Genomic DNA, 10,734 nt, shown 5'->3' with positions numbered 1-10,734 from the left:
CTCGCTTTTTCTTTGATTCGACTCAAGCCTGGAAAACACCCGAATTTTTCTAGGGGTCTAACGGCTATGCGCCTTATCCAGCAAGCCTTTTAGTCGCCTTGTCACCCCTTGAAGTCGCTTTGACGTTATTCCAACCCAGATTGGCCACAACTTTAGCGCTGACGGTCCTAACGCTCATACCGGTGAGAAGAGCAAGGGTGAAAGTGCTATCCACCAGCATCTTCTTCCACTCTGTTTGACCGGCGTAGGCAGCATCAGAATGAACCGGTTGTGTGTTCATCGTCAGCAGGGTCATCCAGATGTTGTCCACATCTGTAATCGTCCTGCCGGGACGGTGCTCGAACACATCACCGACTTGAAAATCCTCGTAGTAAAGACCGTTGGTCTCACGATAGCGATTTGGGCTAATTTCTCGGTGCGCTGACAGTATATTTTCCATTTTTTTTCCCAGTTTCTGGACACCTTAGATTAACAAAACTATTCCTCAGTTGCAGTACCGGCTCGTTCCAGAACAGGCCTTGCTTTACGGGCAACCGCTTCATCCACCATTTGTCCCTCAACAGCACCAACCCCTTGACGGTTGACGGTAAGGCTCTGTTGTGCTTTGGCTATTTGTTGTTCTGTTGGGGTCAAGACCTCATTGATGGTGGCAATTTGTACCGGGTGGATTGCACATTTGCCATGAAATCCCAAGTTTACTGATGCTTTTGTCTCCTGCTTAAGACCTTCCGCATCCGCAATATCAAAATAGGGGGAGTCGAAAGCGGCAATCCCAGCGGATGCAGCCGCATGGATCAGGGATGATCTCACCCACAGTAGTGGCTCCCAAGCGGTTTCTGCACCGAGGTCCGCAGCCATATCCGCAGCACCGAAAATAAAGGCGGCCGGCCTGACTTGGCCGCTAACCATCTCGGCCAAAGACCCGATCGCCTTGGTACTCTCAATCAGCGCGATCACCTGCGTCGATTTATTGGCCTCTCGCAACAGGTTTCCCACCAGGCTGATGAGTGCGGAGGAGTCGCATTTCGGTAGAATCAAATAGTCGGGTTCGGCGGGTGAAAGCAAGAGAGCCTGAAGGTCGTCGAGTCCAAACCTTGTGTCAGGAGAATTGACGCGGAGGGCACAGGGGAGGTGATCGGAGGATATCTCCGCAAGATAGCGCAGCGCTGCTATGCGGGCCTCCTCCTTGGCGGTGGGAGCCACTGCGTCTTCAAGATCAATAATCAGGGCATCGGCCTTTACCTCCGCAGCACGGGAGAATCGGTCCGACTTGGTCGCGGGTGTGAACAGCCAACTTTTTAGGGCTAGAAGCGATTTCTGCGATTGATGTAACATTACCAAATACTTGTTTTTTGTTAATGGTGAAGTTTACATCAAAACTTGGGCATTGTCAACTTTGAAAATGTCTAAATTAGGGCAGCAAATTATTAAGCAAAGGAGCTAGATTTCGAGGACGATAATTGGGATCAGCCTTAAGTCGTTCGACCACAATATAATGAAGGGCAACAGATGCACCTCTCACAACTCGCTCAAGCTGACAACTTCGTATCCCCGAAGGTGCAGTTTTTTTTAGCAATAATTGGAGGGCGATTACCGTGTTTTTGTCTCGTTCTTAGGAACCAGAATGGAGGACAAGAATTGCTCCAGAAAAAATAAACTGAGAAACATACCAAGTGGTAAATTTAGGATGATTAGTCAGCTTAAAAGTATCTAAAGGAATCATAGAAGCCAGAGCAAATCTGGGTTCATAGCCACCAAATTGTCTGAGGATATCTAGCATAATTTGATTGTAGAAAGCTCGACCTAGACGACACCAGCGGATGGGATAATGGCTTAAGCGCACTAATTTTTCGTCAGCTTCTTGGAAATCTTTCTCGAATAGTTCCCTGGACAGATCGCTGGTTTGTCTGTCTCTGATACCATGATTGGCAATCTCGTGTCCTTGCTGAAGAATTTGCTCGATAATCGTCGAATTTTCCCGCAGATGTTCGGTAATAATAAAAAAAGTACCTCTGACACTGGTTTGATCGCGATTGAATTGCTGGTGGTGTTGGGCGATCGCTGCTAAGAGCTGCTCAGTTGACTCCTCTCCTAAAACGCCAGGAGTGGGTGCGTCATCAATCGTCAGAGCCACTCTCCGGTCTTGGGTTGGCTATAGAATACAGCATCAGGAAAAAACCTAGCAATTATAAAAAGTAGCAATTGCGGAATAGTCATTTTTGGTACTAAATAATATCCAACCCTTATATTAGTAGTATAGCAAAACTAAGGCGATATTATCTGGTTAATGTGAAGATCACCCCCCTCATAATGATATCATTTATTTGCGGTGAAGGTACTTAGTGATCGCTATCATTTTTCAGTCATCAGGTCTATCTTCGGTGAATTGATCAATCGCCTCAACCATTCCTTCTGAATAAGGTTCAAGTACGGTAGAGCAGACATGAAGATCGGCAAGAGCTTGGGAAAATTCTTCGGAGTTTGGGTCGGTATTTTTGATAATTTGAATGGCTTTGAGTGCTTTTTCCAGTTGGGGCTGATATTCATCAAGAAATATTTCCAATCTCTCCAACGGATCTTTATATATTACTGTCATCGATTTAATCTCCTTTCTAGTTTAGCGATATTTTGGCGACAATTTGCGACTGTTTTTTCCCAATGAGCAATTAATCCTTGATCTTGAATTTCTATTGGTTTGAGCTTCTCCTGAGCAATTTTATCTAGATGCTCTTCTAATGCTTTATACTGTCCTTCTAGTTTTTTGCGATTTTCTTTATTTCTACCCATAATCCAATTTTACTACAGATTTCTCCAATAATTGTAATTGTCAAACTAAGGGCTGGCAAAATTAGGTTCGTAGTTGCGCTTTAGCACTATAAAGTCTCATAAAAAGGTGCGTTTACAGGCAGGACGCAACGCCCAACCGAGTGCCGGCAGTGTCGATAGTCAATCGGTCAAAACGGCAAGTGGGGAAGAAGACATCAGTTTTGATGGCGGCAAGAAAGTCACGCGGACGCAAGCGCACAATTTTAGTCCATAGGATGGGATTGGTCTTAGCCGTGTGTGTACATGGTGCTGGACGCTCTGACCATGCAGCGATGAAGTTACTCGCCACCTTCTCGGGCCCATTCTGGACTTTTCTGAAAGTGATTTGGATTGATAGCACCTTTGCGGGGAAGGACTTCATTGTCCAGAGAGCTGCGGGACTTTGGTTGGCATCTCGAACACCTGAAGCGCACCGATGAGCAGCCTGGTTTTACGGTGATTCCCAAGCGATGGGTGGTGGAGCTTACCTACTCTTGGTTTGGTCATTATCGGCGATTGAGCAAAGATTATGAATTTTTGCCGACGACTGGCGAAATGTATGGTGCATTTGATGGTTCGACGATTAAAGCCTAAATCTCAAGCTGGATAGACATCCTTTAAATTTTCAAACAGGTTCTTAATATCCTGTAAAATTGCTTCGATACAAAGCCAAAAATGGGTTTATCAAGATTAGGGGCTCCTAGCAATAGGCTTACTGTATCACCCCATCACTCCAAACTAGCTTACACAGACCATCCCCCAATCCCAAATCCCAAATCCCAAATCCCAAAGACAGATATTGATCGCAATACTATCCTGGTTGTACCTTATACTGATTCTGGTTGGGCGGCTTTACTGGCGCGAGTAGGAGGCTTAATTGCCGAGGTGGGAGGTCGCCTCTCCCACGGGGCAATTGTTGCTAGGGAATACGGCATTCCTGCGGTGATGGATGTCCACGGTGCGACCCAATTATTGCGCGATAATCAGCGAGTTATTCTTGATGGTTCGCGGGGTATTGTTGAAGTTTTGGATTGATATTTTTTGGCTGAAGGGGTGACAACGACAGCAATTCTCAGTTTTAGACACAGCAAGCCTTTTAGGGATTTAAAGAACATTTTAAAGGGGGATTTTTGGGGCAACTTTGGGTGTACTATCACGTCAGAAGCCCGAAGACTCGTGAAATGAAATTCGCCATCCCATTGAATTTTACCCCGTATTATGGGAACTAACTCCCAAAAGCCTTGCTACAGGGCAAATTTAGAATTGCTGAAAGTAAAGTTAACTGTGGGGTAAGGAGTCAGGAGCCGGTCGTCAGTAGTCAGTAAGAATTGCGGCAATTTACATTTCTTAAGATAGACAACAGAATTTATGTCCGACTACTTACCAAATTTGAAAATGTCTAAATTAGGGCAGCAAATTATTAAGCAGAGGAGCTAGATTTTGAGGACGATAATTGGGATCAGCCTTAAGTCGTTCGACCACACTATAATGAACGGCAACTTTTGAAGATTCTATCGGTCGCCATCCTTCACCTGCTAAGGCATACACACCAGTCACGCTATTATCAAATTTAGTCGTTGGAACTGGTTTAATCTGAAATTCCTCACTATAACTTTCAGTTGAATAAAACTCCAATCCCAACTTTTTAGCCTCGTGGATTATCCATTGTAAAGTATAGTCCGATAGCCCCCGATATTCTTTAGTTCCTCCACCAATACAGCCATGTTCACCGGCAAAGAAAACTTCTTTGACTACTTGTTCAGGATTTTTGTCACTTCTCTCCATGGCGGACGAGGGAAAACCCCTGCGTTTCTCATCAATGGCAACTGCATGAAAGGCATTTTCCACAATCGGACTTAGTGTAGCATCGAAAAATTCATACTTCCGATTCCAGAGTTTAGCCAAGGGTAGCCAAGGTGTTAGATCAGGAACACCTAATGCTCCCACCGTATCCCAGCACCCTAACATTTTAATCGGTACACGACCTTGTAAATAATCTTTTTCGGTATCTATCTTTTTGGAGTTATCTTCCCGGAATTTTTGAGCTTCTGGATCATTTGGCTTAATTTTAGAATTTCGATAAAGCTCATAAGCTTTAGGCAATTCCCGGATCTTGGAACGGCTCAATAAACCACAGTTATAGATCATACCTGCTAAACAACGAACTGTATAGGCTCCGCGACTAAAGCCAACTAGGTAAATTTCGTCTTCAGCTTCTACGTCATAATTCATACATAAAAAGCGATAGGCCTCTTGAATAATTCTGTCAATTCCCCAGCCAAAAGCACCCCCACCTAAACGCTCGATTAAATCAGCGTCTTCTGCCGTGCCACATCCTGATATATAATGAACCATTTGTGGGGTTTGATCATCGGTGGTGTATTTCACTAAGCGGGCAAATTTGACGACATTTGTAGGATAGGAAGTTGCTAATTCATTCCAAGTACCATCACAACAAACAACCAAGCGTTTTTTCTTAGTTGTATCAACAGATTCGATAGCATCCTTTTGACTCATGGTCATTTATCTCCGTAACTAAAACCAGTTTAAGTTTGAACTCCGCCGGCACTGCGCTGACTAGAAAATACCTTATGGGGACTCGGATAGTCAAGGACTTTTTGCGATCAATGGTTAATATAAATCGTAATCGTTCAGATAGTTGAACTAAATCTAGGCATCGCCACTCGGACTGGTCTTCAGAATGGAGCGTAATAGTTTCTAATCATTGTGGTCATTGTCCTAAACATTTTCCAAACTTTTACCATTGGGTTCAATACGAAAGATAAAAGTAACCAACGCCCCAAAAAGAGAAGTGATAACTAAACCATGTAAAAGGTTAGAAGTACCAATTTGTTCCCTGAGAATCGGAAAGAAAAAAGCAGTAGTAACCGCCCCGACTTTCGCAAAAGAGGCGGCAAAACCAGCACCTAAACCGCGAATTTGTACGGGAAAGACCTCCCCTGCTAAAACATAGGTCATGGCATTGGGTCCGAGATTTGTCATAAAATTAAAGATGATAAAGCCGCCAAATATCAGAAATACTTTTAATTGATGACCTTCTGGAATAGTTTCTGCCGCTAGGGAAGCAATTCCTAAGCCTAAGCCACAGCCAATAAAGCCTACAATTTGTAAAGGAATCCGTCCGACTTTATCAACTAAAGAAATCGACGCAAGAAATCCAATCAGTAAGAAAAGATCGATTGCTCCGGAACCTTCCGCTGCTACCATATCTTTGAAAATAAAATTAGGCTGAGTTTTGGTAAATAGGGTTGCTAAAATCGTTGGGGTAAAAATACCAATGCCGTAGGTGGCTAGATCCTGCAAAAACCAAGGAACAGCCGCTAATATAGTTGCTCTGAGATAGCGAGGGGAAAACAAAAGCTTGTATTTTTGCTTGCGTTGCTGGCCGATTCTCTCTACTAAGTCCGCAAGCTCAACTGGGCGTTGCAGTAAAGCTTTAGCAGAACGTTGAGCATCCTCTTGGCGATTGTGAGATATTAACCAATGGGCGCTTTCTGGGATTCCTGTCCTCAATAAAAAAACAATAATTCCTGGAATAACTAAACTGGCGTACATCCAATGCCAAGCCCCTACTTCAGGGTTAATCCGCAGTACCAGTAATCCGATTAAGACTCCGCCTAGGGAGCCAATTGATTGAAAAGCAAAAGCCCCTAATACCATTCTGCCCCTAAAACTACTAGGAATTGACTCAGAAATGATCAGATGGGCTGTGGGATAGTCTGCTCCAAGAGCAACCCCGACGCAAAATAAAAAGAAAATCAGAGAGGGAACATTCCAAGCGATCGCTGTTAAACTGACAAAAACAGTAAAAATCGCCATTTCAGATACGAAAACTAACTTTCGTCCCAGGCGATCCGCTAAATTTCCGAATAGGGAAGCCCCAACCAAAATCCCCAAAAGCGTTGCGGCAGCAACTGAACCTTTTAGGGCTGATGCTAGATGGAAATCTTGCTCAATTAAGGGAATAGCAACTCCAGTCAGAAAGATGACCATGCCTTCAAAAAACTTGCCAGTAGCCGCCAAAATCCAGATGCGCCATTGCATCAAACTTAGGGGACGAGGAGGAGTTTCATCGATATAACTTTGTAGGCTTTTCATGGGATAGAGCTATTAAAACTATAGTTTTAATAGCTGGTTAGATTTAAATTGAGTTTAAGGCTGATTTAATTTAAGATGAAGATTTTTGGCTCTTCGTTACTATTGATGTTAAATAAGTAGTCGGACATAAATTCTGTTGTCTATCTTAAGAAATGTAAATTGCCGCAATTCTTACTGACTACTGACTCCTTACCCCACAGTTAACTTTACTTTTGTCCAACTACTTATAGTTCTTGCATAATTAATTTTTGAGAAGTCAAAAATGAGAAAAATAGGCATAAAATTGCATAAAATCTCTAAGTATTAATTAATGCTCATTTTTAATTCTCCTGACGACCAGCTACTGGCTACTGACTCCTAACCCTAACAACAATTTTTGATTTTTACCAGAGGTCTATTAACAATCGTCCTCGAAAATGCCTTGACTATCCTACCCCGAATGAGGTATTCTACGAAAGCAAATCAGACAGTGATGCAATTCAGGCTTGAATTAGCCCAATTAAGGAGCTAGGGTGAAGAAAAATCAGATGATAATGGCTGTGATCACCTTTGCTGCGGGAGCCGGCACAATATTCGCCGCTATTGTCATTTTTGACATTGATTTTGTTAAATGGGCTAACTGTAGTGCGCCTTTTGCCGATCCCATCGATCGGCAATCAGCCATTTGCCGCAGATAATCCGGCGGCTCTTGACAAACCTTATTACTATAAATACTGACATCTATCTCAGGGGGAGACTGCCTATCGAGCTAAGTGGGCAAGATTGCAACTGAGAGTGTAATCTCCAAGCTAATAAATATTGGAATAGTGGAACATGGAAGCAACACTGGGCATCATCTTATCGCTACTTTCGGCAACTGCCACAGCCATCTGGACAGTTTGGACTTGGAGCGAGCAACAAGAGGAGGAAAAGACGCAGAAACGAAATCAGATTGCCGCTCTGTATATTAATCCCTTCCTGTTCGCCGCTCACGAATTGCAAGTCCGACTTGACGGCATCCTCAATCAGCAAGAGTTGGAATTTTTTAGACGGGAATATCCCGAAGCCGATGAAATCGGTTCTCCCGAAGCCTTAGAACTACTCTATGTCCTGGTGAAATTCTTTGGCTGGTACTGGTACGTCTATCGATACGGTCCCTACACCAGAGACAAGAAGGCGATCGAACTGATTAGCAAAATTATCAGGACTTTTGCCAACCGCGAGGACTTTGTTGGAGACGCTTTCTATTTTTCCTTCTCAGAGCAGAGATCTCTGGGACAGACATTCGTTAAAGTCTTTGGGCAAGCCGAATCGATCTACCCTGAGTTGGAAGCTATCTCGCTCTATCAATTTGCAGCGGAACTGAGGGACGACATCCAAAAAGATCGCCCTATGTATCAGAATGTCATCAAAACGATCCAGGTCATCGACAGCGCCGAGCGGGTTGAGGAGCTAGAAGGATGCGATCGCCTAATTGCCGTACACAATGATTTGGTGGACCTGCTTAGTTATCTAGAAGCCCAAGAAGGCTTCTGTATCTCGCCCAAGGTACGCCAGAAAATTCCATCTGCAGCAAGCCTTCCCACAGATACCGAAATCATCCACGCTATTGCCGGGCGGGTGCGACTGCGGATTCCTCGCCTGCGCCAAGATCTCTCCTACGCCGAGCGGTTGCGCCAGTGCCTTCAGTCCCTAGCCGGCGTGCAAGAAATCCAAATCAATCCAGATGCTGCTTCAGTGGCGATTAGCTACGCGCCCACCCTCTCAGAGGCAACATTTCAACAGAGACTTTTTCAAGCCATTGCCCAGTCAGGATCAGTAAATTAGACCCCTGGTAAAAATCAAAAATTGTTGTTAGGGTTAGGAGTCAGTAGTCAGTAGTCAGTAGTCGGTAGTCGGGAGGAGATAGGGTGATAGGGTTTTGGGGTGATAGGGTGATGAGATAGCTTCCCCATCTCCCCACACCCCACACCCTGCCCCCAGGAAAAACTTTTTGCCGCAAACCCTAATTATGCAAGAGGTTGATTGTGAATGTCAGGTGAAGAACCTCGGTTTTACCGAAGGGATGAAACAAAGGCCAAAAGCGAAAATCTGCTACACCTGGTTTTTCAAGTTCCCTGCCAGTGTTGCGTCCGCTGCCTGCTGCGTGAATAGAGCGTAAAGCGGCCACGGTGCCTAAGCCGTCAGGGACAAGAGAAGTCGCCCGACTAACAGAGGAGAGAGCCGCTGAATATCCTCGAACAACTGGCAACTCAATGTCTGACACCGGGTAGGCAATTGTTGTCGGTCAGTCGGCATTTTTGGACTCAAGTTAGCTTTCGGAAATAATTTCTACTTCCCGAGGTGGCTGCTCGGCAGCTTTCCTAGTATCGACTTCCGATTTAGCTTCGGCCACGAGATCGTTCCACGATTCGGTCGCTTCGGCAAAGGAACTTTGCAGTTTTTCCGTCGTTTCCATGCCAAATTTAAGGCCACCCTTAATCAAGTCGCGACCAGAATCTGAGATGGATTTACCTAGTTCAGGGTTGACAGCAGCCCCGACGATGGGAGCAACAACTAGGACGGCCACAGCCCCAGCACCTAATAATAGTAACTCTTCCATGATTGCCTCGCTATTTGATCACTTCTAGGGTATCAAAAAACCCTTTAGTCTAAAAGGTCAAACTGAATTAATTTGGTTTAAAGTTGGACATAGCAATGTTTGACCATCGTGATCGGTAGAGAAAGCAAGAAAAGAAAATGACTCCAGCACTCGCAACCCTTGAATTAAACCTTCAGACTAACGTAAGCAACGCTCAAGTCCTGCCGGTCGCAACGCGCTCGCTACGCGAGATCGCCCACCAGCCAAAAATTGACTGCCAAGTGCTGCACTCGCTGCCGGGGCGCCTTCGCCTGGGCATCCCCAAACTGGCTGGAGATACCACATATAGCGAGAAACTGACTTATGCCCTCCAGTCCCTTCCTTGGATTGGGGAAGTCCGCATCAATCCGGCGGCAAGTTGCGCGATCATCAACTATCAGAGTCACCCCGGTTCGGAGTCCGAACAGCAGGCAGCAATTTTAGCGCTCGTTCAAGAGGCAGATTCCCTCGCCCTCTTGCCAACTGCTGCTCTAGAAGCCTTAGAAGCCGAGTTAGGGAGTTTTTCGGACCAGTTCTTGGGGGAACTGCAAAACTTTTTGACTGGATATGAAGGAATAGGAAAAGAAATTCTCAATGCGATCGCCATCGCTAGTTTGATCATAGGAATTGCTGGGGTGATCTTGCCCCTGCTACCAGGAACGCCCTTCTTGCTCCTGTCCCATTTCTGCTTCCTAGCTTGCTCCTAATTAAGTTGACATCCTCGCCGCCGTAAAACGGACGGCGATTCCCAAACCTCACGATTTGGGTTTCTGCTTCTTTCCCGAAGGATTTTTCGCACCTGCCTTAACAGATTTACTCTGTTCTGGTCATCAGGTCGCTCTACAGACTGACACCGCAAGCCCTGCGGCCAAAATATTTTTACTGGCGTTAATATCTCGGTCATGGTGCGTCCCACAGTCTGGACAATCCCACTCTCGAACATTTAACGGCATTTTCAAGGGCAATATACCCGCAATTACTACACCTTTTAGAGCTAGGAAACCATCTATCTATTTCGATGTAGTTTCTCCCATACCAACGGCATTTGTAGGCTAATTGTCACCCCCCCAACCCCCCCGACGTCGGGGGGGCAAGGGGTAGGGCTGTTTCATTCTCCCATCAGAATATCAAAAGTAAAAGCGATCACTGTCAGGTAAAATGAGAAGTGAACGCGAACTTTTGAAACATATGTTGAGCTTAATAGAAAAACT

The 10,734-nt window shown here is 45.1% G+C and carries 13 protein-coding genes and 2 pseudogenes; 6 read left to right on the top strand and 9 right to left on the bottom strand.

What is annotated here, in order from left to right:
- Positions 1-73: 73 nt before the first annotated feature.
- The 5 genes from H6F92_RS24605 to H6F92_RS24585 all read right to left on the bottom strand — a co-directional run bounded on the left by H6F92_RS24605 (position 74) and on the right by H6F92_RS24585 (position 2,787).
- On the bottom strand, positions 74-439 hold the full coding sequence (locus H6F92_RS24605) for a MaoC/PaaZ C-terminal domain-containing protein (RefSeq protein WP_242030265.1): 366 nt from the start codon (positions 437-439) through the stop codon (positions 74-76).
- 38 nt (positions 440-477) lie between these two features.
- Positions 478-1,335, bottom strand: coding sequence for an itaconate degradation C-C-lyase RipC (gene ripC, locus H6F92_RS24600; protein WP_190359843.1), 858 nt, complete (start codon positions 1,333-1,335; stop codon positions 478-480).
- A 277-nt stretch (positions 1,336-1,612) separates the two neighbouring features.
- Entirely contained in the window at positions 1,613-2,134 is a 522-nt protein-coding gene (locus H6F92_RS24595; protein WP_265795527.1) for a polysaccharide deacetylase family protein, read from the bottom strand.
- Positions 2,135-2,359: 225 nt separating this feature from the next.
- Entirely contained in the window at positions 2,360-2,596 is a 237-nt protein-coding gene (locus H6F92_RS24590; RefSeq protein WP_190359842.1) for a hypothetical protein, read from the bottom strand.
- On the bottom strand, positions 2,593-2,787 hold the full coding sequence (locus H6F92_RS24585) for a hypothetical protein (protein WP_002787681.1): 195 nt from the start codon (positions 2,785-2,787) through the stop codon (positions 2,593-2,595). The genes H6F92_RS24590 and H6F92_RS24585 overlap by 4 nt, the downstream gene beginning before the upstream one ends.
- Before the next feature lie 106 nt (positions 2,788-2,893).
- On the opposite strand from H6F92_RS24585, the gene H6F92_RS25495 reads away from it, so the two are divergent.
- The 3 genes and pseudogenes from H6F92_RS25495 to H6F92_RS26375 all read left to right on the top strand — a co-directional run.
- Complete coding sequence (locus H6F92_RS25495) at positions 2,894-3,040, top strand: hypothetical protein (RefSeq protein WP_199308322.1); 147 nt, start codon at positions 2,894-2,896, stop codon at positions 3,038-3,040.
- Positions 3,041-3,186: 146 nt separating this feature from the next.
- A complete protein-coding gene (locus H6F92_RS27160; protein ID WP_199308321.1) occupies positions 3,187-3,399 on the top strand; it encodes a transposase in 213 nt (70 codons plus the stop codon).
- 201 nt (positions 3,400-3,600) lie between these two features.
- Positions 3,601-3,840, top strand: a pseudogene (locus H6F92_RS26375) (PEP-utilizing enzyme); the annotation flags it as partial.
- A 369-nt stretch (positions 3,841-4,209) separates the two neighbouring features.
- Here H6F92_RS26375 and H6F92_RS24570 read toward each other — a convergent pair.
- Positions 4,210-5,322 (bottom strand): DUF2235 domain-containing protein, encoded by a 1,113-nt coding sequence (locus H6F92_RS24570; protein WP_242030264.1) that lies wholly within the window; start codon positions 5,320-5,322, stop codon positions 4,210-4,212.
- A gap of 222 nt (positions 5,323-5,544) precedes the next feature.
- The gene (locus tag H6F92_RS24565; protein WP_190359840.1) at positions 5,545-6,924 is read right to left on the bottom strand and encodes an MFS transporter; all 1,380 of its coding nucleotides are present in this window, start codon (positions 6,922-6,924) and stop codon (positions 5,545-5,547) included.
- A gap of 527 nt (positions 6,925-7,451) precedes the next feature.
- Here H6F92_RS24565 and H6F92_RS24560 point away from each other — a divergent pair.
- Together H6F92_RS24560 and H6F92_RS24555 are read left to right on the top strand one after the other, a co-directional pair.
- A complete protein-coding gene (locus tag H6F92_RS24560) occupies positions 7,452-7,601 on the top strand; it encodes a hypothetical protein (protein WP_002773732.1) in 150 nt (49 codons plus the stop codon).
- Between the two features lie 136 nt (positions 7,602-7,737).
- Positions 7,738-8,730 (top strand): HMA2 domain-containing protein, encoded by a 993-nt coding sequence (locus H6F92_RS24555; protein ID WP_190359839.1) that lies wholly within the window; start codon positions 7,738-7,740, stop codon positions 8,728-8,730.
- Positions 8,731-9,214: 484 nt separating this feature from the next.
- On the opposite strand, the gene H6F92_RS24550 is transcribed toward H6F92_RS24555, so the two are convergent.
- Positions 9,215-9,505 carry a DUF5132 domain-containing protein gene (locus H6F92_RS24550; protein ID WP_159294873.1) on the bottom strand — a complete coding sequence of 97 codons (291 nt, stop codon included), beginning with the start codon at positions 9,503-9,505 and terminating at the stop codon, positions 9,215-9,217.
- Positions 9,506-9,642: 137 nt separating this feature from the next.
- Here H6F92_RS24550 and H6F92_RS24545 point away from each other — a divergent pair, with 137 nt between their 5' ends.
- Complete coding sequence (locus H6F92_RS24545; protein ID WP_190359838.1) at positions 9,643-10,230, top strand: DUF454 family protein; 588 nt, start codon at positions 9,643-9,645, stop codon at positions 10,228-10,230.
- A 48-nt stretch (positions 10,231-10,278) separates the two neighbouring features.
- Here H6F92_RS24545 and H6F92_RS24540 read toward each other — a convergent pair.
- Positions 10,279-10,582: pseudogene (locus H6F92_RS24540) on the bottom strand (RNA-guided endonuclease InsQ/TnpB family protein); the annotation flags it as partial.
- Positions 10,583-10,734 lie beyond the last annotated feature (152 nt).

The sequence above is a fragment of the Microcystis wesenbergii FACHB-1317 genome, from assembly GCF_014696875.1.
Lineage (GTDB): Bacteria > Cyanobacteriota > Cyanobacteriia > Cyanobacteriales > Microcystaceae > Microcystis > Microcystis wesenbergii_A.
The sequence above is the reverse complement of the archived record's forward strand: the minus strand, read 5'-3'. Positions and strand labels throughout refer to the sequence as shown.

What these genes read in the sequence shown, in the direction of transcription:
- H6F92_RS24605 (WP_242030265.1), bottom strand. Translation starts at nt 439, where the DNA reads ATGGAAAATATACTGTCAGCGCACCGAGAAATTAGCCCAAATCGCTAT.
- H6F92_RS24590 (WP_190359842.1), bottom strand. Translation starts at nt 2,596, where the DNA reads ATGACAGTAATATATAAAGATCCGTTGGAGAGATTGGAAATATTTCTT.
- H6F92_RS24585 (WP_002787681.1), bottom strand. Translation starts at nt 2,787, where the DNA reads ATGGGTAGAAATAAAGAAAATCGCAAAAAACTAGAAGGACAGTATAAA.
- H6F92_RS24555 (WP_190359839.1), top strand. Translation starts at nt 7,738, where the DNA reads ATGGAAGCAACACTGGGCATCATCTTATCGCTACTTTCGGCAACTGCC.
- H6F92_RS24560 (WP_002773732.1), top strand. Translation starts at nt 7,452, where the DNA reads ATGATAATGGCTGTGATCACCTTTGCTGCGGGAGCCGGCACAATATTC.
- H6F92_RS24545 (WP_190359838.1), top strand. Translation starts at nt 9,643, where the DNA reads ATGACTCCAGCACTCGCAACCCTTGAATTAAACCTTCAGACTAACGTA.
- ripC (WP_190359843.1), bottom strand. Translation starts at nt 1,335, where the DNA reads ATGTTACATCAATCGCAGAAATCGCTTCTAGCCCTAAAAAGTTGGCTG.
- H6F92_RS24570 (WP_242030264.1), bottom strand. Translation starts at nt 5,322, where the DNA reads ATGAGTCAAAAGGATGCTATCGAATCTGTTGATACAACTAAGAAAAAA.
- H6F92_RS24550 (WP_159294873.1), bottom strand. Translation starts at nt 9,505, where the DNA reads ATGGAAGAGTTACTATTATTAGGTGCTGGGGCTGTGGCCGTCCTAGTT.
- H6F92_RS24565 (WP_190359840.1), bottom strand. Translation starts at nt 6,924, where the DNA reads ATGAAAAGCCTACAAAGTTATATCGATGAAACTCCTCCTCGTCCCCTA.